Origin of the sequence: Peptidiphaga gingivicola, from assembly GCF_001652275.1 — a bacterium.
Lineage (GTDB): Bacteria > Actinomycetota > Actinomycetes > Actinomycetales > Actinomycetaceae > Peptidiphaga > Peptidiphaga gingivicola.
The window spans coordinates 189,605-212,944 of record NZ_LVZK01000003.1 but is presented as its reverse complement, the minus strand read 5'-3'; the positions used below and the strand labels follow the sequence as shown (position 1 = coordinate 212,944).

General features: G+C 64.8%; 18 protein-coding genes. 13 read left to right on the top strand and 5 right to left on the bottom strand.

Going from position 1 to position 23,340, the window contains the following annotated elements:
- Window positions 1-152: 152 nt before the first annotated feature.
- The 3 genes from dapF (at window position 153) to A4H34_RS09450 (ending at window position 3,480) form a co-directional block, all read left to right on the top strand.
- Window positions 153-1,148 (top strand): diaminopimelate epimerase, encoded by a 996-nt coding sequence (gene dapF, locus A4H34_RS09460; protein ID WP_082903189.1) that lies wholly within the window; start codon window positions 153-155, stop codon window positions 1,146-1,148.
- A gap of 449 nt (window positions 1,149-1,597) precedes the next feature.
- Window positions 1,598-3,001, top strand: a complete 1,404-nt coding sequence (locus tag A4H34_RS09455; RefSeq protein WP_064231927.1) for a hypothetical protein — start codon at window positions 1,598-1,600, stop codon at window positions 2,999-3,001.
- 5 nt (window positions 3,002-3,006) lie between these two features.
- Window positions 3,007-3,480, top strand: a complete 474-nt coding sequence (locus tag A4H34_RS09450) for a hypothetical protein (protein ID WP_156510316.1) — start codon at window positions 3,007-3,009, stop codon at window positions 3,478-3,480.
- Window positions 3,481-3,609: 129 nt separating this feature from the next.
- Here A4H34_RS09450 and A4H34_RS09445 read toward each other — a convergent pair whose 3' ends face one another.
- On the bottom strand, window positions 3,610-4,260 hold the full coding sequence (locus tag A4H34_RS09445; RefSeq protein WP_009199817.1) for a class I SAM-dependent methyltransferase: 651 nt from the start codon (window positions 4,258-4,260) through the stop codon (window positions 3,610-3,612).
- A 326-nt stretch (window positions 4,261-4,586) separates the two neighbouring features.
- On the opposite strand from A4H34_RS09445, the gene hflX reads away from it, so the two are divergent.
- From hflX to A4H34_RS09430, 3 genes are all read left to right on the top strand, one after another.
- Window positions 4,587-6,086 (top strand): GTPase HflX, encoded by a 1,500-nt coding sequence (gene hflX, locus A4H34_RS09440; protein ID WP_064231925.1) that lies wholly within the window; start codon window positions 4,587-4,589, stop codon window positions 6,084-6,086.
- Window position 6,087: 1 nt separating this feature from the next.
- A complete protein-coding gene (locus tag A4H34_RS09435; protein ID WP_064231924.1) occupies window positions 6,088-8,079 on the top strand; it encodes an ATP-dependent DNA helicase in 1,992 nt (663 codons plus the stop codon).
- A gap of 143 nt (window positions 8,080-8,222) precedes the next feature.
- Window positions 8,223-9,200 (top strand): L-lactate dehydrogenase, encoded by a 978-nt coding sequence (locus A4H34_RS09430; RefSeq protein WP_064232055.1) that lies wholly within the window; start codon window positions 8,223-8,225, stop codon window positions 9,198-9,200.
- Window positions 9,201-9,580: 380 nt separating this feature from the next.
- On the opposite strand, the gene lexA is transcribed toward A4H34_RS09430, so the two are convergent.
- Complete coding sequence (lexA, locus tag A4H34_RS09425) at window positions 9,581-10,294, bottom strand: transcriptional repressor LexA (protein WP_009199812.1); 714 nt, start codon at window positions 10,292-10,294, stop codon at window positions 9,581-9,583.
- 192 nt (window positions 10,295-10,486) lie between these two features.
- Here lexA and A4H34_RS09420 point away from each other — a divergent pair, with 192 nt between their 5' ends.
- From A4H34_RS09420 to A4H34_RS11475, 6 genes are all read left to right on the top strand, one after another.
- Entirely contained in the window at window positions 10,487-11,119 is a 633-nt protein-coding gene (locus A4H34_RS09420; protein WP_064231923.1) for a LysM peptidoglycan-binding domain-containing protein, read from the top strand.
- 117 nt (window positions 11,120-11,236) lie between these two features.
- Window positions 11,237-11,698: a transcriptional regulator NrdR gene (nrdR, locus tag A4H34_RS09415; RefSeq protein ID WP_064231922.1), complete on the top strand. Its 462-nt coding sequence runs from the start codon at window positions 11,237-11,239 to the stop codon at window positions 11,696-11,698.
- Window positions 11,695-12,717, top strand: a complete 1,023-nt coding sequence (locus tag A4H34_RS09410) for a S66 family peptidase (protein ID WP_064231921.1) — start codon at window positions 11,695-11,697, stop codon at window positions 12,715-12,717. The genes nrdR and A4H34_RS09410 overlap by 4 nt, the downstream gene beginning before the upstream one ends.
- Window positions 12,718-12,922: 205 nt before the next feature.
- Window positions 12,923-13,162, top strand: a complete 240-nt coding sequence (locus tag A4H34_RS11450) for a hypothetical protein (protein WP_231871024.1) — start codon at window positions 12,923-12,925, stop codon at window positions 13,160-13,162.
- Entirely contained in the window at window positions 13,159-13,311 is a 153-nt protein-coding gene (locus A4H34_RS11445) for a hypothetical protein (RefSeq protein ID WP_231871023.1), read from the top strand. Before A4H34_RS11450 ends, A4H34_RS11445 begins: the two co-directional genes overlap by 4 nt.
- A gap of 11 nt (window positions 13,312-13,322) precedes the next feature.
- Window positions 13,323-13,451 (top strand): hypothetical protein, encoded by a 129-nt coding sequence (locus A4H34_RS11475; RefSeq protein WP_009199806.1) that lies wholly within the window; start codon window positions 13,323-13,325, stop codon window positions 13,449-13,451.
- A 152-nt stretch (window positions 13,452-13,603) separates the two neighbouring features.
- On the opposite strand, the gene A4H34_RS09400 is transcribed toward A4H34_RS11475, so the two are convergent.
- From A4H34_RS09400 to A4H34_RS09390, 3 genes are all read right to left on the bottom strand, one after another.
- Window positions 13,604-15,607 (bottom strand): AMP-binding protein, encoded by a 2,004-nt coding sequence (locus A4H34_RS09400; protein WP_064231920.1) that lies wholly within the window; start codon window positions 15,605-15,607, stop codon window positions 13,604-13,606.
- Between the two features lie 299 nt (window positions 15,608-15,906).
- Window positions 15,907-17,115 carry a phosphoglycerate dehydrogenase gene (gene serA / locus A4H34_RS09395; protein ID WP_064231919.1) on the bottom strand — a complete coding sequence of 403 codons (1,209 nt, stop codon included), beginning with the start codon at window positions 17,113-17,115 and terminating at the stop codon, window positions 15,907-15,909.
- A gap of 177 nt (window positions 17,116-17,292) precedes the next feature.
- Complete coding sequence (locus tag A4H34_RS09390; RefSeq protein ID WP_064231918.1) at window positions 17,293-19,536, bottom strand: HelD family protein; 2,244 nt, start codon at window positions 19,534-19,536, stop codon at window positions 17,293-17,295.
- Window positions 19,537-19,763: 227 nt separating this feature from the next.
- On the opposite strand from A4H34_RS09390, the gene A4H34_RS09385 reads away from it, so the two are divergent.
- Window positions 19,764-23,246, top strand: a complete 3,483-nt coding sequence (locus A4H34_RS09385) for a PAC2 family protein (RefSeq protein WP_064231917.1) — start codon at window positions 19,764-19,766, stop codon at window positions 23,244-23,246.
- The last annotated feature ends 94 nt before the right edge of the window (window positions 23,247-23,340 follow it).

Sequence of the window (23,340 nt, the reverse complement as noted above, 5' to 3'; positions counted from 1 at the left end):
CGCGCGTCGTCGGCAGGGAAGTATTCCCGCGAGGGCGGGACGCCTTGGGCGCTGCCTCAAGCGGCGCGCGCCAAAGGCCGAAACGGCGGCGGCAGCTTCCAAGGCGACGTCCCTCCCAACAAGACGGAAGCCAGAGTCGGTAGAGTGTATCCGTGATCATCCCGCAGCTCGAGGGCAGGACCCTCACGAAGGCACACGGCACCGGCAACGATTTCATTCTCGTGCCAGACTTCGCAGGCACGCTCGATCTGCCGGCCGAGGCGGTCGCTTCAGTATGCGACCGCCATTTCGGCATCGGCGCGGACGGGCTCATACGCGTCGCGCGCACCGCCTCGGTTCCCGAGATGGCCGACGTCGCCCGGGACTTTCCCGAAGCGGAATGGTTCATGGACTACCGCAACGCGGACGGCTCGATCGCGCAAATGTGCGGCAACGGCCTGAGAGTGTTCGTGCACTACCTGCGGGTCCAAGGCGTGATCGACCTCAAGCCGGGCCGGTCCGTGACCGTCGCAACCCGCGGCGGCGTCAAGGCGGTTTCCTTCGACGGAGCCGTCTACACAATCGACATGGGCGAATACGGTCTGCCGCGCGGCGACGCCGGAGACGACACGCGAGTGGCGGTTCCCGGGGTGGGAGAGCGGCCGGCGTTGAGCGTGACGATGCCCAATCCGCACACCGTCGTGCTCCTCGACAGCGCGGAAGAGCTCGCGGCGGCGCGATTGACCGAGGCTCCGCAATACGACCCTGTTCCGCCCGAGGGAACGAATCTTGAGCTCGTGGTCGCCGAACCCGGCGATCGAGTCAGTCTCGGAGGCCAAGTCGATCTCGCCGATCAAACCTTTTCGGGAGGCCAGGCCAATCGCGCCGATCAAGGCCTTGCCGATCGATCGGTTAGTCCCTCAAATCCGGCGCTCATGCGCGTGCTCGAGCGCGGAGTGGGGGAGACCCTCGCCTGTGGAACAGGAACCTGCGCCGCGGCCCTGGCCGTGCTTCTTTCACGGGGAAAACGCGAGGGCGAAGTGCAGCTGCGCTCCCCGGGCGGACCGCTGACCGTGCGCATTGAGGGGGGTCGCGCATTTTTGACGGGGCCCGCGGTGCTCGTCGCCGAGTTTTCGCTCATCGGCGTTGCAGGATACAGCGGAGAATAGGCCTTCCTCGACGGGTTGTCCGCGCAGCGGCGGCCTTGACGGCGTTCTCCTCCTGTTGCGTATGGGTATGTGTACGAGAAATCGAGCAACGAGAGTGCACATAATTGCATTCTACAAAGTTGCTTGCGTCCACATGGGTGCGGTGATAGTCTGTCAAACGACAACCAAATAGTTGTCGTTTGACAATCGGTACAAACTAAATCGTCACGCGCAAGCCGCATCGTCACGCGATCGCAGCCGATGCTAAGCGATGGCGGTGCATAAGGCCCAACGCACTTCTGAAAAAGGGCGGATTGCGGTTTTCGGACGTTCCGGCGCTCCGGATGTGCGCTTCTAGCGGTCTTTTGCTGCGGGCTTTGTCGCCGTGATCGTTTATGGACGACTATACGACGCATTGTCTGTCGTGTCTCAAATTAATCTACGTATAATTTTGAACGAAACGAGGAGCAATGACTGCATACTCTAACGTCCCTATGCTTGTGGGCAGACTCAAGAAGGCTGCGATCGACGCTTATATGCGATCGTCGTGTGACTCTGCCTTTACGGATTACGAGGTCCACGACGACTACTACATGGTCAGCACTCTCGTCCCTCAGGGGCAGGCTGCCGCACCCTCCGATTCGCAGAGGATCACTCGTCCGGGCGATGACGGCGAAGGAGGCGGACGAACTAACGGTGACAGCACCATGAAGTACGTTCACAAGTTCAATGAAATCAGGAGCGCCATTGACGAAGTCGTGGGGCCTTGGCTTGATCTCCCTGATCCACAACGCATAAACACCGAGAAAGCGAAGGCCTTTGGCGTTGTTGGGATTCTGGCGGCCGACATCAACATGCAGGCCGGAGCGCCCGTTGGGACGGGGGAACTGCATAAGGCATTAGACAGAGTGAATCAAAAGATCAATGATATGAGCGGGGCTACGGTCATGTCTTTCGGTTTGGACTTTATCGACCCTCTACAGGGCGCTGTTCAAGGCATGGAGGAAGGAGTCGCGTACTGGGGAGCGAGCTTGGCGGCTGAACAGAAGATGTTCGAGAAAACGCGGTATATCGTGGTGACTGCTATTGAAAAATCCATTGCGATGTTTAGAGGAGTAGCGAATAGAAGCTATCGAAAGCTGGAATTTGCGCTTAATGTTGCTAGCGAAACAGTGGAAGCTTTTGACTCCTTTGTTGAACCGACGGGTCTACTAAAACATGGGTCGACTGCCGTCAAGCTCGGCCTCAAGGGAATGAAGAAGGTCACTGAAGAGAATGTCAAGAAGGATGCTCCGCAAAACTATGAATCGGCTATGAAGGCGTTGAGGAGCGCCTTCAAAACCATAGCGAATCGTGTGGAGCTCGCGGAAGGGAAAATTCAACAAACTCTTGTTGACAACTATGAGGTGATGGAGGTCAACCACGAGAGGGTGGACATGTCAATGAAAACGCTTTCGTCGTCGGAGATCGGCAAGGCGGATAAGTTGAAGATCGATATGAACCACATTGACGACATAGTGAACAGAGCGATGCCTAAAGTCTCGGACTCCCTCGAGGACGCCGCGAAGAGGATATCAGGCGTTTTCTTGTCTGACTGCGTCCGAAGGGACCCCAGAGTCGGCGTGGGGGAATCCGGGCCTTCTAAGCAATTCGATCAGCTTAAGGTCCTGCTGTATAAGCTTCTCGCTGACCTTGCGTGGGAATCAAGGACCGGGACCAAGGACTTCGAGCTCGCTGTGCACTACATACAAACGCAGGACGGGCAATCGAAGGCAGCACTCGATTCCTTCAACGAACAAGTCAGCAAGGGAAGCGGGATCAGACCCTGGGACAAGAGACCCCACAATGTGAAAGGAGGGTACTCAATATCGTGACTTTCATGACCCTAAAACGGTACGTTGTCATCAGAACCTTGGTCGTCGCCTTTGCTCTGCTGTGGATGGGCTGGCTGTACTTCAGCCGTCCTGAAGTGATTCTGCCTGCGGGCGCAGAAACATCGTCGTGCCATCCTGTCGCCTGGAGATACCAGGGTGAGAACTACTCGTTGTTGACGGGCTTCGATGCGCCAGACTCGGAGCAGATTTGGGACTTTCTCGGAGAGTCCGTCAAAGACTCTAAAGATGCAGAGGAGTACTACCGCAGAGTCGAAGAGAGGATTGACCGTTCCTGCGAGATAGCTCGGTCGGACCGTCGCATGTTCATCAACGTCGCCGCGGTTGTCTCGGTCGGTTTGTTCCTTGCCGTTCCCAAGCCGAAAAGAGCGGAGCGGTCGGAGCGAGACGACCCCCAATCGGGGCCGAATGACTCCGGAAACGCTGAAGACTCCGGAAACGCTGAAACAGTGGGCGCGTAGGCTTTCAGCGTTCGCAGCCGCAAAGCCGACGTCGAGTAGTCCGAACGCATCGTGGTCGGCCGGGCACCCGGGGGGCAATCTCCCGGGGCAGGCGATCCCTCGCCGTTCGCCGTGCTCCGCCGAGGCAGGTCAGCCCCGTTCGTCCGCTGCGGTCTCTTCGCCTTCGCGAGGCGTTCTCGTGACGGCGAAGACCCGGAAGCCTTTCGCGGAGCCGATCTTTTCGCAGCCCCACCCTTGGCCGAGCATCCACGAGCGAAGCGAGTCCGCGCCGAGGTTCCTTTGAATTACGAGGTAGGCCGCGCCGTCGTCGGCGAGCCTTTCGATCCACGTCGTCAACAGCTCGTGAAGCCGCGCTTTGCCGATGCGCACCGGGGGGTTCGACCAGATGAGCTGGATTTTCCGTTCGCCCAAGGCCGCAAGCGCCTCGTCGGCGGCGAGGGCCTTCGGCGAGAAACCTGCGCGCGCGGCGTTCTTTCGGGTCAGTTCGAGTGCGCGTTCGTTGACGTCCACCGCCCACACGTCTGCGCCCGGGGCTTCCTCGCACAGGGCGAGCGTCAACGGGCCCCATCCGCATCCCAGGTCGATCGCGAGATCTCCCGGCCCGAGGTCCGGTTCGGGCGCCTTGTGCAGCAGCACGGCAGTTCCCTTGTCTACATGGTCGGCGGAGAAGACGCCGCCCGACGTCGCGACCGCGTACTCGCGCCCCCGAAGGCTGACGAGCCGCTCGACGGTCGCTTCGTCGGAAGAGGGAGACTGGGAAAAATAATGCTCGTTTGCCACGCAACAAGTTTAGCTTCCGAAGCGGCGAGCCAAGCGAGCGGCGCAGACGCCTAAGCGAAGAGCCGAAGGCGCGGTTCGACGGCGCCTGGGCAAGACCGCTTGCCGCCCCCGGGGCAGTCACAGTGTTCGCGCGGTTCGACGGCGTCTGGGCAAGACGGCGGCCCTAAGGCGCCCGGAGCAAAGGCGTTCGACACGTCGGGCATGCCGGTCGGAGTCCGGCGGCCCCTGGGGTCCGGGAACAAAGGCGACGCGATGGGGGAGAGGGAGCAGGGATGCCTCCGTGAGGGGCCTTCCCACGCGTCGCTTTCATGGGATAATGAGCGTATATGAACGAATCAACGAGCGGAGCGGGCTCTTCTGAATCTCGCATCGACCTGCACACCGCCGAAGGCACCGCTTTGCAGGCGGTGTCCCACGAGGACGCGGGCTGGTCCGGCGACGCACTCGAAAGGGAAGAGCGATCTTCCCTTCAGCGTATCCAGGGCCTGGAAACGGGAATTTCACGCGAAGAGGGCGTCGACGTCGAATACCGGCGGGTTCGGCTCGAGCGGGTCGTCCTCGTCGGCCTGTGGAGCGAGGGCAGCGCGAGCCAGGCCGAGGATTCCCTGCGGGAGCTCGCCGCGCTGGCGGAGACCGCGGGTTCGAAGGTCCTTGACGGCCTGATCCAGCGGCGCGCGCTCCCGGATCCGGCGACGTACCTGGGATCTGGGAAGGCGCACGAGCTTGCCGATCTCGTCGCCTCGCTCGAGGCGGACACCGTGATCGCCGACTCCGAGCTCGCCCCTTCGCAGCGGCGCGCGCTCGAGGACATCGTCAAGGTCAAGGTCATCGACCGCACCGCGCTCATCCTCGACATTTTCGCCCGCCACGCCAAGTCGCGCGAAGGCAAGGCGCAAGTCGAGCTCGCACAGCTGGAGTATTTGCTGCCGCGCCTGCGCGGATGGGGCGATTCGATGTCGCGCCAGGCCGGAGGCCGCGTGGCCGCTGGAGCGGGCATCGGCTCGCGAGGCCCTGGAGAGACCCAGCTCGAGCTCGACCGGCGGAGGATTCGCACGCGAATGGCCAAGCTCCGACGCGACATCAAGCGCATGGGGCCCGCCAGGCAGCAGCAGCGAGCGGAGCGGCGGCGCGCGGCCACGCCGTCGGCCGTCGTCGTCGGATACACAAACGCCGGGAAATCCTCCCTGCTCAATCGCCTGACCGGGGCGGGAGTCCTCGTCGAAAACGCCCTTTTCGCCACGCTCGACCCGACCGTGCGACGCACGCAGACGGCTTCCGGGCGGGAATACACCCTCGCCGACACCGTGGGATTCGTGCGCCAGCTGCCGACCCAGCTCGTCGAGGCCTTTCGCTCGACGCTCGAAGAAGCGGGGGAGGCCGACGTGCTCGTCCACGTCGTCGACGCCTCCCACCACGACCCCGTCGGCCAAGTCAAAGCCGTGCGAAAGGTGCTCGCCGAGGTGCCGGGAACGCGGGAAGCGCGCGAGATCGTCGTTCTGTCGAAATCCGACCTCGCCGACCCCGTGGACTTGGCCGCGCTGCGTTCGCGCTTCCCCGGCTCGATCGCGGTCTCGTGCTTCACCGGCGAGGGCATCGAGGAGCTGCGCGCGGCGATCGAGGAGGCCCTTCCGCAGCCGGAAATCGAGATCGCCGCAGTCGTCCCGTACTCCGCCGGAGCGCTCCTTTCCCGCATCCACGACGACGGCGAACTGCTTGCCCCTGTCGAGTACCGGGGCGAAGGAGTCTTCGTGCACGCCAGAGTGTCGGCGGACATCGAAGCCGCCATGCGCCGCGGCGGGATGCTCAGCCCGGCTGAAACGAAGTGACGTGGCCGGGCGGGAGGTTCTCGACGCCGTCGTCCGGGCCATGGGCGGAACTCGGCGCGAAGGGCAGGAGAAAATGGCGGACGCGGTCGCCGAAGCCCTGGACGGCGGCGGGCATCTGCTCGTGCAGGCGGGAACGGGAACCGGAAAGTCGATCGGATACCTTGCCCCCGCGATGGAATGGGCCGTCAAAACCGACAGCCGCGTGATCGTCTCCACCGCCACGCTCGCGCTGCAACGGCAGATCATCGCCTTCGATGCGCCGAAAGCAGCCGAGGCCGTTCGCGAAATACACGGGAGGGCGCCCGAGGTGGCGCTTGTCAAAGGCTGGAGCAACTACGTGTGCCTGCGCAAAGCTGCGGGCGGATATCCGGAGGAGGACGCGCTGCTCTCCCGCGCCTCGGGCGAGTACGGCGCGAGCGCCACCGGCGAAGAAGTGGTGCGCCTGCGCGAATGGGCGATGGCGACCGACACGGGAGACCGCGACGACCTCGTTCCCGGGGTCTCCGAACGGGCGTGGCGGCAAGTCTCCGTCGCCAAACCGGAGTGCATCGGAGCGAAATGCCCGATGCGCGGCTCGTGCTTCCCCGTTCTCGCGCGCGAAGCGGCCGAAGAGGCGGACATCGTGGTGACGAATCACTCAATGCTCGGGGTTCAGTCGACGGGAACTCCCGTGCTCCCGGAAAGCGCGGCCTTCGTCGTCGACGAGGCGCACGAGCTCGCCGACCGCGTCACGGGCCAGCTGACCGCCTCAATTTCCAAAGGCGACGTTTCCTCGCTTGTCAGGCTGCTCAGGCGCGAGTCGATCCTCGCGACGGAGTTGGAAAACGCCGGGGACGAAGTGACCGAGGCGCTCGACGAACTTGACGAAGGCCGGCTCGAGGCTCTTCCCCTCTCGCTTGCGGACGGACTGTCGAGAATGCTCGGCGAATTGCAGCAGGCCCGCGAGGACGTCAACGATTTGGGGGACAAAGACGAGGCCGCGGCGGCGGCAAAGGCCCTTGCCCGCGGGAGGGTCAAGGCGCTCGCGGACGTGGTGGAGCAGCTGCTGTCCGACGGCGTGGGCGAAGGCGCCCTCGTGCCGTGGGTCGCTCGCGACGGCGAAGGGAGAAGCTCGCTTCACGTCGCGCCCCTTGACGTTTCCTCAGCCTTGGCCGACACGCTGTTCGAGGGCAAGGCCGCGATTCTGACGTCCGCGACGCTGGAAACGGGAGGCAGCTTCGGCCACGTCGCCGGCGCCGTCGGCTTCACGTACCCCAGCCAAGGCCCGTGGAAGGGCATCGACGTCGGCTCGCCCTTCGACCATTCCAGACAGGGGATCCTCTACGCCGCGGCCTCGCTTCCCCCGCCGGGCCGCGAAGGCATAGGCGAGGCCCAGCTTCGAGAGATCGCCGAGCTGGTCGAGGCCGCCGGGGGAGGCGCGCTGGGCCTGTTCACCTCGCGTAGGGCCGCGGAGACGGCGGCGGAATATGCCAGGGAACGCCTGGACACGCCCGTTCTTTGCCAGGGCGACGATCAGCTTTCGACGCTCGTGCGGCGCTTCGCCGAGGACGACGCCGCCAGCCTGTTCGGCACGCTGTCGCTGTGGCAGGGCGTCGACGTCCCGGGCCGTACGTGCAGGCTCGTCCTCATCGACCGCATTCCCTTCCCGCGCCCCAACGATCCGCTGACCCAGGCGCGCACCAAGGCTGTGGCCGACGCCGGCGGAAACGGCTTCATGAGCGTGGCGGCGACCCACGCCGCCCTGCTTCTCGCGCAGGGCGCCGGCCGCCTTCTGCGCCGCACAGACGACCGCGGGGTCGTCGCCATCCTCGATCCGCGGATCGTCACGGCGCGCTACGGCTCCTTTCTCGCCGCCTCGCTGCCGCCGATGTGGAGGACGAAAGACCCGCACGTGGCCCGCTCGGCGCTCCGGCGTTTGGCGGCGGCGCCCGATCCGGCGCGCGATTGTGCGGACGGCAGCGACTCAGCCGTTCAAACTGGCGCGGAGACATAGGACGCATTGGCTCCCGCGCGAGCCGTTTTAGCCGTAGGATTTTCATTGGACGGTAGCGAAGTTGCCGCAAACAAGGAGGAGACGTGACTGACAAGTCCAAGAAGAGCGAAGCCCCGGAAAAGGAAGAGGCTCCCGCTCCCACCATCGCCCCTGCGATCGACCCGAGGACGGGCGGGCGCGGCACCAAGGTGGCGATCATAGGCGCCGGGGCCGTAGGCTCCGCCGTCACGTACGCATCGATGATTCAGGGTGTCGCCCGCCATTACGCGATGTTCGACATCAACGAATCCAGAGTCAAGGCCGAGGCGCTCGACATCGCGCAAGGCAGCCAGTTCGCGCCCGTGTCGACCGTCGAGGGCTCGTCCGACATCGCAGTCATCAAGGATTCCGACGTCGTCGTCATCACCGCGGGCGCCAAGCAGAAGCCGGGCCAGTCTCGCCTTGAGCTCGCGGGGGCGACGATCGACATCATGAAGTCGATCGTTCCCAAGGCCGTCGAGCAGGCGCCCGACGCGATCTATCTCATGGTCGCCAACCCCGTGGACGTCGTCACCTACGCCGGGTGGAAGCTGTCCGGGCTCAGCGACGGACGTTTCTTCGGTTCGGGCACGGTGCTCGATTCTTCCCGGCTCCGCTACCTCATTGCCCTCGCGTGCGGGGTAGCGCCGCAGAACGTCCACGCCTACATCGCCGGCGAGCACGGCGACTCCGAAATTCCGCTGTGGAGCTCGGCGATGGTCGGCGCAGTGCCGCTTTTGCAGTGGGGGCAAACGGTCGACGGCAAGCTTCTCGACGACGGCGTTCGCGAGGCGATTCATCACGACGTCGTTCGCTCGGCCTACAACATCATCGAGGGCAAGGGCGTGACGAACTACGCGATCGGAATCTCGGTCGCTTCGATTCTCGGCTCGATCGTCCGTGACGAGCACCGCGTGCTTCCCGTCTCCTCCTACTTGGAGGACTGGCTCGGCATTTCCGATGTGTGCATGTCGGTTCCCTCGATCGTGGGCCGCGCGGGCGTCGGACCCCGACTCGTCCCGGTGGTCACGCCGAGGGAGTACGACGGTTTGCGGCGCTCCGCAGACTCGATCCGGGATGTGGCTCGCCAGTTTGGCTTCTGACGAGGCAGGCCTTCGCGCGGCGGCGTGGACGTTCGGGGATGCGTGAGCGTTCCGAGGCGTCCGCGCCAAACGCCTGCGAACGCCTTCGACGCCCACCCGGTGCGAGCGTTCTGTGACGCATATGAGCATTCGAAATTGCGTCTGATCTCAGATCTGAAGCGCGGGTCCGTATAGGGCCCGCGCTTTTCGCATGCCGGGATCGGGCGCGGGCCGCATCCCAAGTTGAACGTGCCGGACGTTGCGTCGAACGCGCCCCGCTCGATTCTCGGTCCGGTGAAGGACGGGTGCTCAATGACCGGCAAGGGGCCGGAAGCCGCGGCTCCGAGTCGCTGCGTCGAAGCCGTCGCGTCAAGTTCACGGGAAGCGAGACTGGCGGAGAGTCAGAGCGAGCGCAGCACCGTGACGACACGCCCGAGAACCTCGGCGTCGTCGGCGGGAATCGGCCTGTACTCGCTGTTGCGCGGAAGCAAAAGAGTGTGGCCGTCTTTGCGCTGGAGGACTTTGACCGTCGCCTCCCCCTCGATCATGGCCGCGACTATCTCCCCGTTCTCGGCGACGGGCTGCCGGCGGATGACGACCCAGTCGCCGTCGCAGATGGCGGCCTCAACCATGGAGTCGCCCACGACTTTGAGCATGAACAGTTCGCCGTCGCCGGTGAGCGACCGGGGCAGGGGAAGGACCTCCTCGACCACTTGGTCGGCCAGTATCGGCGATCCCGCCGCGATGCGCCCGACAACCGGGACGTTGACCGAGGGGTCCACGTGGAAGTCCTCCGCGGACGTCTTCGGCTCCTCTGCCGCCGCCCCCCTCGGAATGCCGGCGCTCGTGTAGTCGGCGTAAAGCCTGCGGTGGGTGTTCTCCAATCCCAGCTCGGTCAAAAGAATTGTGCGCGGGCGCCTGGGGTCGCGCACAATGTACCCCTTGTCTTCGAGAGCGTCGAGCTGGTATTTGACCGACGACGTCGATGAAAAGCCGCAGCGGTCGGCGATTTCGCGAATGGTCGGAGCGTATCGGTTCTTGAGCAGCTCCGAGCGAAGGGCGTTGAGCACTTCCTTCTGACGTTCAGTCAGGGCTGTTCGGCGTCTGACCATCATCACCTCCGGTGAAAGCCCCAAAAAAGTGTCGGAGGGGCGCGATTGACTTATGTCATCAGCCTACCGGCAACGATACGAAAAGGCAAACATTTGTTCAGAGAAAGCGGCAGGGCGACAAGACTGGACAAGTGTTCGACGATTCGCTATCGTCTATAAACAGATGTTCGATGAACGAAAGTTCGAGGTAAAGTTATGAGCGTTCTGCGGATTCCGGCAGACGGCAAACGGAAGCCGGCGACTCAGCGCGGGAAAGGCATTCGGCGGTTGCAAGCCGTCGGTCCGGACGCTCGGCGACGCTGCGAGAATACGCGCGACAATCGCGCCGATCGCACTTTGTACGACGGCGAACGGTCGAAGCAGGAGTTCCCGGCTCCGCGCCTTCGGGCAGTTCCCACCGCGGCCACGCCCGACGATGGCAAATCCGACGATGGGAAAGCGCAGTCGGCAGGCCGCCTCGTCCCGCTTCGCGACAGACGCAGTTCCCACATATCGCCGCGCCCAAGGTGCGTGTACCCGAAGACGACGCCGGCAGCCGACGAGTCCGTGGCTTCCGGGGCGTTTGGAGTTCGAGCGCTTCGAGCCGCCTTCGCCGCTCTCGCCTGCGCGACCATGATCGTCATGGGCCTCGTCGTGGGAAGTCTCTTGCTTCCCGCTGAGCGACAAACGGTTGTCGTTCAATCGGGAGACACGCTGTGGGCGATCGCCGCCCGAATCGACGGAGCCCCCAGCACGCCGAAGGCAGTCACGGATATCGCACAGTTGAATTCTCTGGGTTCGCGCGATGTGAAACCCGGACAGAAGCTTGTGCTGCCGCGGTACCGATGAGCTGGCCCCCGGACCGGGAGAGGGGAAGCCCCGGTCCGGGGGCTGTAGATGGACCGAATTGGCGGCGATTCGGCAAAATGTTTGCCGCACCGACGCGCGCGCGATTAATGTTAAAGAATGCGCTGCCCTTTCTGCCGACATCCAGAGTCTCGCGTGATCGACTCGCGCGCCAGCGATGACGGCCAGGCCATCAGGCGGCGCCGTCAGTGCCCTCGGTGCAATCGGCGATTCACGACGATCGAAACGGCGAGCCTTCAGGTGATCAAGCGGTCGGGCGCATATGAGCCTTTCTCCAGAGAGAAGATCATTAGCGGGGTGGGAAAGGCCTGCCAGGGCCGCCCCGTAAGCGAAGACGACCTGGCGAGGCTCGCCCAGCTGGTCGAGGAGCGGATCCGCGCCAACGGGGCTTCGCAGATAGAGGCGCACGAGATCGGCCTGGCTATCCTCGAGCCGCTGCGTGAGCTCGACACAATCGCGTACTTGCGTTTTGCGTCGGTCTATTCGAACTACGATTCGTTGGACGACTTCGAAAATGCAATCCGCGAACTGCGCGAGAATCCGCCAGAGTCCCTCAAATGAAGCTGCGTTTCCCCAGGCCCCTCGGCCCCGGCGACACGGTGGCCGTCACGTCCCCGTCGGGCGGTGTGCCTCCCGCCCTGAAGCCCAGGCTGGAGTTTGCCGTAGAAACCGTGCGCTCCCGAGGATTTGAGGTTCTCATCGGCGAGTGCATGGACGGAAACGGAGCCACGTCCGCGCCCGCCCGGGAGCGCGCGCGGGAATTGCAGGATTTCCTTCTCGATCCGGAGATTCGCGCCGTCATTCCGCCGTGGGGCGGCGAATTGGCCATCGATCTCATACCCTGCCTCGACTGGAAGAGGCTGGCCGAGGCCGAGCCGACGTGGGTCGTAGGTTATTCAGACATTTCGACCCTTCTTCTGCCGCTCACCCTGAATGCCGGCGTCGCCACCGTGCACGGAAACAACCTCCTTGACACGCCGTTCGCGGTGCCTGAAGGCCTCGTCGGCTGGATGGACGTCGTCTCGCTTCCCCAAGGAGCCTCGTTCACTCAGGACGCTCCCGACAAGTACCGCGAAGGCTATGTTCTGTACGAGACGTTTCCCGAGGCCGCTGAGTTCGAGCTTACGGAGGAAGCCTACTGGGTGCGGCTCGACGGCGCGGGCGACGTGCACGTGCGGGGCAGGCTCATCGGCGGATGCATCGAGACTCTGGGAAACTTGGCCGGAACGCCATTCGGCAGGGCGTCCGAACTCGCCCGCTCCACCGGGGATCCGCTCATCGTGTACGTCGAAGCGGCCAACGCGGACGCCTATGAGGTGTGCAGAACGCTCCATGGGATGCGCCTGGCGGGTTTTTTCGAGTGTGCGGCCGCCGTTCTTGTCGGACGCACGAATGCTCCGGATTGCGCGGACATGAACCAGTACGACGCCGTCATCGACGCTTTGGGAGGCCTGGACGTGCCGATCATTGCCGACGTCGAATGCGGCCACGTCGCCCCGTTCATGCCTCTCGTCAACGGCGCGACGGCCGAGGTCGTCGCGACCGGGACGCAGTCGCGTATTCGACAAACCCTGGCATGAGACTCCGAGCCGACGGAGCAGGGCAATGCGCTCCTCCGCCGTTTCGATGCATGCGGATACGGTGAACCGGACTGGACGGATGAGTGAGGAACCGGACTGGACGGATGCGGTGAACCGGACTGGAAGGCAGAGTGAGGAACCGCCGCATGCGCCGTTGGAGGAAGCTCAGCCTTCCGGGCACTCGTGCATGAAGGAGGGGAAAGCCATGGGCAGACGGCCGGAAGAGTTCGTCCTTGACGGAATTCCTGCCTTGAGGTGGGGAAAGCCCGGTGGGCGGGCCGTCGTCGGCGTGCACGGCCAGCTCTCGAACAAGCGTGATCCCGTCCTGGCGCAGTGCGCCGACGTAGTTGCATCGCGGGGCGACCAGCCGATCGCCTTCGACCTGCCCGGCCACGGCGATCGCCAAGACGGCAAAGCGTTCAATCCCATGGCGGCCCCGAGGTGAGGGCGTCCGCACAGCTGGCCCGCAGCCAGTCGACCGAGGTCGGTCTGCTCGCGAGCGGCATCGGCGCCTACTTCTCCCTGTGCGACACGCCCGCTGGGACGTTCGAGCGCGCTTGGCTGGCGGCTCCGCTCCTCGACTTCGAACACTGATCCGGGACGTGATGGACGAGTACTCGGTGACGGACGAGCAGCTGGAGGCGGAGGCCGTGATCGACACGCCCCGAGCAGTGCTCGAATGGCCGTGCCTGCGCAAGGCAGTCACATGGTTCGAGAAACGCTATCCGACCTGAAGGCGACCGTTCGACGAACGCCTGCCCAGAAGAACCTGCAACCTGACTCAGAAGAACCTGCCCCGGAAGAACTTGTGGGCATGATTGGCGACGCCGGTCGCCGGCTGATCTCGGACACGCCGGCTGGCCCCTGTTGCGTCGGCTGGCCTCGGCTACGCTGGCTGGCCGCTCGCGTCGGGTCCGATGCGATTGGCCTTGTCCGGAGGGTTGGAGTTCTGCTGGGATCTAGACGAGAGCCACGCCTTCAGGCCTTCGATGCTGAAATTCTCGGCGAACCAGGCGCGGATGGACTCCGGCGAAGGGGCGCGCTCGGCGAATCGGGAGCGCAGCCCTTCCAGGCTCTCGCCCTTGGACGCGAGCCAGTCGCTCAGCTGCTCGCGAGTCACCGAGTACTGCTCTTGGAACCGGGAGACGAAAGCTTCGAACGCCTCGCCGGTCGCCTCTGTGAGCTCCGAGGCCTTTGCTCGCCACTGGCCGGCCTTCAGCTCGAAGCCTTGCAATTGTTCACGGACGCTTCGCCGCAGGACCTTGCCGAGCTGCGAGCGGGGCAGGTCCGCCACAACGGCTATCGACCGCGGCATCGCGTAATGGGAAAGCTTGTCCTGGGTCCACCGCCTGACGGCGTCAAGGTCGACGGCCGCCCCAGGCTCGAGCACGAGGGCGGCAACAACGGATTCCCCGCGCGAATCCCGCGATTCTTCGGGCATTCCTACGACGGCGACGTCGCGCACTCCCGGCATTCCCTTGATCGCCTCTTCGACCTGCGACGGATAGACGTTGAACCCGCCGTTGATGATGAGCTCCTTTGCCCGGTCCGCCATCACGAGGAAGCCGTCGTCCCAATAGCCCAAGTCGCCCGTGCGGAGCCAGCCGTCTTCGGTGAAAGCTTGGGCAGTCTCCTCGGGATCGTTGTGATAGCCGATGAAGATTTGAGGGCCGCGAACCAGGATTTCGCCGGCGTGGGGATTGGCCGGGGAAGGCGCGTCGTTCGGGGCGGCTATGCGCACCTCGGTGGAAGGGAAAGGCAGCCCGAGCGTCGAGGGGCGGCGAGCCGAGGAAACGGGTGAGCCGGCGATGATCGGGCTGGCCTCCGTCATCCCATACCCCTCGATGATGAAGCCTCCCGTGGCGTTTTCCCACCGGGCGGCCAATTCGCCGTCGAGCGCCATGGCGCCGGAGAAAGCGAAGCCGATGCCGCTCAGGTCCTCGCCGCGTTCGGCTGCGGCGTCGAGAATGCGGGCGAACATGGGGGCGACGCCGGGAAGCAGCGTGATGCCTCGGCGGCGATTGGCCGCAAGAAGCACGTGCGGATCGAATTTCGGCAGCAGGACGGCGGTGGCGCCCAGCTTGACGCCCAGTATCGCTGCCATCATTCCAAAAGCATGGAAGAAGGGGAGCACGCAGCAGAGCACCTCGTCGCCCGCGGTGAGAATGGGGATCCAGGCTTTTGTCTGCTCGACGTTCGAAGCGATGTTCCGGTGGGTGAGCATGACGGCTTTAGGCGTGCCCGTCGTGCCGCCGGTGTGAATGAGGACTGCGACGTCGTCGATTGCCGCTGCGCTCGGAGCGCGGCGCGCCCGCGCCTTTCTGACGAGTTCGTCGAAGGAGGCGACGCCCGCGGGGACGGCTCCTCGGAGCTTCGAACGCTGCTCCCGCGCCGAAGCGAGCGGCAGCTTGAGAAGGAGGCGCGAAAGGTGGGGAAGTTCGCGCGAGAGGTCGACCGACAGGAAAACGGGGCCGCTGAGAGGCCCGTCGGCGGCCAGTGCCTCGAGGGTTTGCTCCCACACGATTGCAGCGCGCGAGCCTCGCCGCGTCATCTGTTCACGCAACTCTTTTGGAGGCGCAAGCGGATTGTGCTCGGCCACCGTCGCGCCGAGCGAGAGGACGGCGAAAAATGCGACGATGTGCTGCGGGCAGTTGGGCATGGCGAGCGAGACGACGTCGCCACGGCCCACCCCTAGGCGGCTCAAGGCCTGAGCGGCCTTCCGTGTCTGATGGGCAAGTTCCGCGTAAGAGATTGTGCGTCCAAGAAAATCGACGGCCACGGAATTAGGGAAGACGGTGGCCGACCGTTCCAGAATCGCGTCAAGCGTATACGAGGGCGGCTCTATCTCCGCCGGGACGCCGGGCGCGTAATGGAGGCGCTCAGATTCCATGGTGCACGGGGGTCCTTTCCAACGGCACAGCATGCGTGAAGTTTCAACGTCAAGTGTAGTGTGGCCGCCTCCGAGTTCGCGAGCCGACCCGCGGCTTGCCGTGCCAGCGCGCCAAAAAGGTTCCTGGCGTCGTCCCGGGGCGGCTCGCCGGCTCCGAGGCGACGGGCTGCGCAGTCGGTTTTGCCGCGTTTAGCCCGCCTCCGTCGCATTGCAGGGTCTCAGTGCCGAACCGGAAGCATTGACGGATCTCCGTTGAAAATGCGCCGGTTGCACGGACGCGTCAGTCTCTGTGCAGCACGTCAGTCTCTGTGCAGCACCCGCAGCCGAATGCTCTGATCCAGCTCGGAAAGCTCGGTCAGGGCCGATTCCGGCAGCTCGGACGCAAGGTCGGTGACCATGTACCCGATTTCGCCTGATGTGACGAGCGTTTGTGCATCGATGTTGGCGTGCGCCGCGGCGAAAATGCTGTTGACGTGGGCGAGCGCGCCCGGAGTGTTCGAGTGGATCCACGTCACGCGATGCCGCGCCGAGGGGGCGGGGGAGGCGTCGACCTCGGGCATGTTCACGGAGAGGCCGGTCAAGCCCTTCCGCCAGTACGAGACGAGCTTTTCGGCCACGAAGGAGCCGATGGACTCTTGCGCCTCGATCGTCGAGCCCCCGATGTGCGGCGTGAGAATGACGTTGTCGAGGCCCGCGAGCGAGCAGGAAAAAGGGTCGCCGTTTGCATTGGGCTCGCGAGGGAACACGTCGATCCCGGCGCCGCTGAGGCTTCCGTCCGTCAGCCGCTCTCGCACGGCCTCCAGGTCGACGACGGAGCCGCGCGAAAGATTGATGAGAATCGCGCCCTCCTTCATAGCCATGACTCGGTCCCGCCCGAAAAATCCGGCATTCGACGCACGCCCGTCGATGTGGATCGAGACGATGTCCGCTCGTTCGAGGAGCTGGCTCAGGCTGCGCATGCGCACGGCGTTGCCGATCGCCAGCCTTTCGGCGACGTCGTAGAAGAGCACGGACATGCCGAGCGCCTCCGCGATGATGCCAAGTTGGGTGCCGATGGAGCCGTAGCCGACGATTCCGAGGGTTTTCCCCCTCACCTCGTGCGCGCCGGAGGCGTTTTTCTCCCACACCCCGGCCTGAAGGGCGTTGTTCTTGTCCGTCAGATGACGAGTGAGGGCGATCGCCTCGGCTATAGCGAGCTCGACGACGGAGCGCGTGTTGGCGTACGGCGCGTTGAACACGGCGATGCCGGCTTCGTTGGCGGCGGAGACGTCGATCTGATTCGTTCCGATGCAGAAAGCGCCGATCGCAGTCAGATGGGGGTTCGCGTCGAGCACCTCGCGGGTGAGGTTGGTCTTTGAGCGGATTCCCACCATGTCGACGTCGCTGAGCGCCTCAATCAGCTCGTTGCCTTGGAGCGCGCCGGAAACGCGGCGAACCTCTATGCCGTACTTGGCGAAAACCGAGTCCGCAGACGCATGCGGGGACTCTAGGAGGAGGACTCGTGGCATCTTGCCTTCCTTGCGGTGAAATGTGTGCCGAAGACAAACCGTACAGCAGATCGGATCGAAAATGAGGATTGTCCGCAATTCGGGCCGACTGCAGCTTGAGCCGATCGCCTCAGAAAGAGGCGGGCTCTCCGGGCGGGAGGCGCGGCGTCGGTTTGACCGGCGTCGGCCTGTGCGACGTCAAGCCATGCCGGCGGGAAGCTCGCCCGAATAGAGAACGTCAAGGCGGCGGGTGGGGCGGGTCATCGCAACGTAAAGATTGCCGGGGCCTTCGGCCAGCACGCGCGAGGGTTCGACCAGCACGACGGCGTCGTACTCCAAACCCTTGGCCTCTATTGCGGACAAGACGCCTATGCGCGCCAGGCCGGCGGAGTCGGCCTTCACGTACTCCGCGAGCCCGGGGTCCCCGGCCAGCGCCTCCGCAATGCCTTCGCGCAAATCGGAGGGGACGATGACCGCCAGCGTTCCCTCACCCGGGCCGTACTCTCCGTCCAACCAGGCGCGGCGCTCCTTGACCGATCGGACGACGGCGCCCTCTCGCCCGTCCGCCTCGATCGCAGTGAAGGCGAGGCAGTCGGGAAGGTCGCGGGCGGCCTCGACGGGCAGCACGGAAACGCCCGCCGCGGCGAGGGTTCGCCCGGCGGAGCGGAGGATCGTCGCCGGAGTCCTGTAGGAGACCGTGAGGTTCTCGATCCGAGCGCTCGATCCAAGCCGTCCGAGGATGCTCGCCCAGCCGCCCGAGGGCGAGCCGTCCGGACGCTGGTCGAGGTCGCCGACGACCGTCATCGACCTCGTCGGACAGCGGCGGGCGAGCATCTCCCACTGCATCGGAGAAAGCTCCTGCGCCTCGTCGACCACAATGTGTCCGTAGGTCCATGTTCGATCCGCGGAGGCGCGGTCCGCAAGGCTCGACTGAGGCCCCGAACCGGCCGCGCGCTCGGTCAGCTGTTCGAGGTTGACGATGCCGCCGCCGAGGTTCATCGAACTCATCGTTTCCTTGACGTACTCGGAAAGCTCGGCGTCGCGCGCCTGCGCCGCGGCTCGTTGGCGCTTCTCGAAGTCGGTGCGGAAAGGGCCGAGGCATTCGGCGAGCTCGTCGAGGATGGGGATGTCGGCGGCCGTGATCGGGCTGCCTTTCGGCCGGCGAACCTCCTCGATCTCCTCGGGCGAAAGCTCGGGGGCGCACATGGCGAGCAGGCGCGGGCGCGCGTAAAGCCGCTCGAGCAGCTGGACGGGAGAGGAAGGCAGCCATCGGAGGTTGATTTCGCGCCGAGCCTCACGCGAAGACACAACCTCGTCGACTATCCAGCCGGCGTCTTCCAGCGCCATTTCTTTGTGCGCGGCCACCTGGTTTGCGAGCTCTTCGACGAGGATTCTCGCGTACGTTTCACGGGCCTCGTTGTGGGGCCGCCCTCCGCGCCGAGCGCGCTGCTGCGCGGCCTCGACGTGTGAGGGCGTGAGGGTCACGGGGCTCGAGTCGATCGTGAAGGAGACGGGGCGATCGAGCGGGCGTTCGAGGACGTTGCGCACGGCGTTCGCCGCGATGGTCCTCCAGACGGACGAGCCTTTGATCCGCGCGGCTTGCGGGGTGTCGGCCCCCGTCGCCTCGACCCCCGGAAGCAGCCCGGTCACCGTCGTCGAAACGATGTCGGACTCGCCCAGGCTCGGAAGGACTTGGTCGATGTACCGTAAGAACACGGGGGAGGGGCCCACGATGAGAACGCCCGAACGAGAAAGCCGCTCGCGTTGGGTGTAAAGAAGGTAGGCTGCGCGGTGGAGCGCGACGGCCGTCTTGCCGGTCCCAGGCCCTCCTTGAACGACGAGTATTCCGTTCGAATCGGCCCGAATGATTCGATCCTGCTCGGCTTGGATCGTGGCGACGATGTCGCTCATCTTTCCGTCGCGGGCCGTCGCCATCGCCGCCATCAAGGCGCCTTCCCCGGTGAGGTTGAGGTCGCTCAGCCCGTCGGAGGCTTCGGCGTCCAGCAATTCGTCCTCCACGCCGACGACGTCGCGCATCCGGGTTTGAATGTGCCTGCGGCGAACGACGTCGCCGGGCTCGGCCGCGGTGGCCCTGTAAAAGGGCTCGGCCTGCGGGGTTCGCCAGTCGAGGAGAATGATCTCCTGGTCTTCGTCCTTGAGGCCGATGCGCCCGATGTGCTCGGTTTCGCCGTCTGTGAAGTCGAGGCGTCCCATGACCAGGCGATTCTCGACGTTGCGCAAACGTATGAGATTGTCCTCGTAATGGGTCGCAAAGGAGTCGCGCTCGGAGAGGGCGCCCGCGCTTTCGTGGCCCTGTTGCGCTCGAACCTCGCGCAGACGTTCGGAATAGGCCTCGCGTTGGCGGTCGAGTGCGGCATACGCCGTCTCGACAAAGCCTTGCTCGTCGGCGATTGCGCGCGAACGCGCGGATAACTCACCCATGGACAATCCTGAAACGGGGAAAATCGACCACACAATTATCGGCCACACGGGCCGTCGAAGCTAATCAGCACGCCCTTATGCGGTCGAAAAACGATGGGTAGTATTACCACGTCGAAACCGTTGAACGCCGGCGTGTCGCGAATAACACGGCCTGTAGAAAGGCCCATTCGGCAAGTCGAAGCGGCGGGGAAGCTTATGGCAAAGTAGAGGGCGAGGAGAGGAGACACATGGGGCACTTCGTATCGTTTCCAGAGGCTGAGGGGCCCGAGCGCGTCGAGCGTTTGGTTCTCAATCTAGTGGATCCGGCCGTGGACGCCGGCGCGGTCGGCCAGCTGATATCTCTGTCGCTCAGTCCGCTTGACGGCGGGGCCGCCGCATTGTTCAACTCCGATCCGCTCATCGACTATCGATCCCAGCGGCCGCTTATGAATTACAAGGACGGTCGGCTCGTCGACATGCGCCGCAGCGGAATCGTACTTTCGCATGCGAGCGACGTCGAGGGCCAGCCCTTCCTGCATTTGCACGGCGCCGAGCCCGATTTTCAGTGGGACGCGCTGCTGGCGGACATGATCGACATCATTGAGAGGTTCGGTGTGAAGTCGACCTTCTCCTTTACGGCCGTCCCCTCGGCCACTCCTCACACGAGGCCGGCCGATATGGTGGTCCGCACCGCCGACAAGCGCGAAGACCAGGTATTTGAGGCGGACTTCTGGTTCACCGCCAGTTTCGCCGACTATGTCGAGTTCCATACGGCGAAGCTGGGCATCTCGCATACCAATGTCGCCGTTCGCGTGCCCGTCTATCTGGCCGGCGATCGTTATTTCACCGGGGCTGCCGGAGCCCTCGGGCTGACGTCGTCGCTCAGCGGGCTCTACTTCCCCTTGGGCGATCTGGAACAGGCCGCTGCCGAAGAGGTCGAAGCCTACTCTTCGGCCATCGAGGGCAACGAGGAGCTGGCCCAGTTCATCGACAAGCTCGAAAAAGACTACGACGCCAACGGCTCCGTGCGCGGATACGTCACCGCGCCCAAGCCGGAACTGCGGGTCCCCACGGTGGACGAAATCGGCCGCGCCGCCGAGCAGTTCCTCGCGGGGGTCTCCTCGCCGCGCGCCTCGGCTTCGGAAAAGACCTTCGATCCGCAGGGGCTGTTGCGCAAGATGGAGCGCTACCAGGGCTTTCTTCCCGGTGAGCCCGGCGTGGGCGAAAGCCCCGCATTCGACGTTTCAGCCATGAGAAGCCATCAGGCCGGGGCCGCCGCCGAGGCGCCTGAACGCCCCGCAGACGACGAGGGAGACAGCAGGGGCTCCGCCGAAGAGGCCGCCGACGTCGCAACCGATGCGCAAGCGGCCGAAAGCCCCGAGGGCGCCGCGGAAAGCGTCGCCGATCCCGCTGAAGGCTCGGCTGTCGGCGAGAACGAAGCCGACGGCGCGGACGCCGACGCCGAAGCCGCAGAGAGCGGAGCGGGCGCGGGCGTCGCCGATGCTTTCGAGCCCGAAGAGGCGGACATCGCCGGACCCGAAGCGCCGGCCGCTGACGCCGCCGAGGTCGAAGGCGAGGCCGCTGCCGAGGCGGAGGCCGCCGTCGGTTTTGAAAGCGACGAGGATTTTTCGACCGTCTCCGAGGAAGCCGGGAGCGGCTCGAAGGATGTTGCACTCACGAACAGTGCGGCTGAATCGGACGTTCCTGTTGAATCGGACAGTGCGGCTGAATCGGACGTTCCGGCTGAGGCAGTTGACGCACGCGATCGCTCTGGCGTCGCAGCGGGGTTTGGCGACGTCGGCGTCGTCGGCGGGGAATCGGACCCAGAAGCCCGCGGGGAATCGGACCCGACGAGGGGCGATGCGTCGAATCTGGGCGACGACCGTAGCGGCGCTTCCAAACGTGAGAATCAAGAAGAGGCTCTGCAGGCCGACGTCGAAGCCGACAATGCGGGAGAATTCGGAAGCGCCGCTGGAGCCGAGGAGAGCGGAACTGGCGAGGACGGCGGACGCGAGGCTTACGCCGTCGGCGAGGCCGATCTAGACGGCGAAAAAGACGGCCTCCGCGAGCAGGCCGAGCCCTACGGGCACGCAGGTGCCGAGGAGCTTGCCGGAACCGAGGAAGCGGTCGGCGTTGAGGGCGGGGCCGTTGAGGAAATCGCGGACACTGAGGATGCTCGAGCGTTTGCCGGCGTTGAGGGCGCGCAAGAATCGGTCGGCGTCGAGGGTTCCCAAGAATTCGCCGACGTTGAGGACCGGCGTGAGCTTAGCGGCATTCAAGAGGCCCGGGATCTCAACGGCATTGAAAGCACGGGAAAGTCCGCTGACAACGAACCCGGCGAAGTCCTCGAGCCGGACGAGACTCTTGAGCCGCTCTCAGCTTTGGGGCGGATCAAGGCGTTCTTGAAGAATTTGCCTGACGCTCCAGATCCGTCGGAGCAGAACGGGGAGCCCGGCGAAGTTTTAGACCCGGCGGAGACTCTTGAGCCGCTTTCTGCTTCGGGGTACATCGACGTCGCCGCGATCGAAAGCTCCGGCTGGAGCGCCCCCGAGGGTCACGTGCAAGATTTCGGCGAAAACGGCATTCCCGGCGAGGATGCCGAAGGTGCGGAAGGCGACGGCGCGATCTTGGACGCCGCCGACGCGGGCTCCGAAGATCAAGCCGTCGGCTTCGAGGCAGCCGCTGCCGAGACTGAGGCAAATGCCGGCCTTCTCATCACGGAGTCGGAAGTCATCGAGTCGATGATGGGGGACTCCGCCGAGCAGCCTTCCAACGCGGACGGCGCACCGGCCGAAAGCTCTGCAGAGCGCGTGTCCGTGGTCGACGGCGCCTTGGCGGACAGCGCGATGGCCGGGCCGCCGAGCGGGGCGGGCTCAGCTGAGAATCCTGAGGCTTGGGAGCGGCCCAACGAGCTTGAACCGCCTGTTTCATTCGATTCGGCCGGCTCGTTCGAGCCCGCTGCGTTCGACTCATCCGACCCACTCGAATCGTCGCGCGCATTCGGAGGGCCGGGCACCCTGCCCGCTGGCGGGGAGGGCTCGCCCCGCGAATTCGAAGGAGTTTCTTTCACAACGGGCGACGGGGGCCAGGCAGTTGGGTACGAGGCCGACGGGTCCGAGGAGGGCTTCATCCCATCCGGCGCCCAAGGCGGCGACGTCGACGCATGGCCAGTTCGAGGCTGGGACGAAGCTCTCGGATTCGGACGCGAGAGCGAGACCGTCGTATCTCAGGAGGACGCGAATGCGTCCCACAACATCGTCTTCGCTCCTCACGTTTTTGGCGCCGCGCTGTCCGCGGGGGACACTCCCAGACACTCGGCGCTAGAACGGATGCAGACCCTCGTGTTGAAAGATTCCCCCGAAGCGGACGCCCTGGCTGAGGCCGCCAGCGAAAAGGCCGAACAGGAAGCTCCGGCGGAGACCGACGGCGACGCTCCCGCCTCGGGCGAAATGGCGCCCGACGGCGCAGGGCTCACGGGTGAGAACCCTGAATCTCCCGGTGAAGACGAGCCCTCTGACGGTGCGTCAAACGATGCGGCCGCTAACGAAATCGGCCCGGCGGGGGATGGCGGAGCAGCCCCGGCGATTTCCGTGCCGAACGAGGCAGATCCGCTCGGCGGCGCCGGCGCGGATTCCGTCCCGCCTGCCAGCTTGCCCGCATCGAACGTGGGGCAGCTGCCCGAGCCCGGCCAAGGCCAAGTCAAACGCCGGCGAGGAAAGCACTCCGCCTGACCCGCGCCGCTCGCTGGCCGCCCCGTCTTCCGTGTCGCAAAGCCCCGCAGCACGGTCGGATTCGTCGCCGAGGTGCGCACTCCGTCCCGCTGCG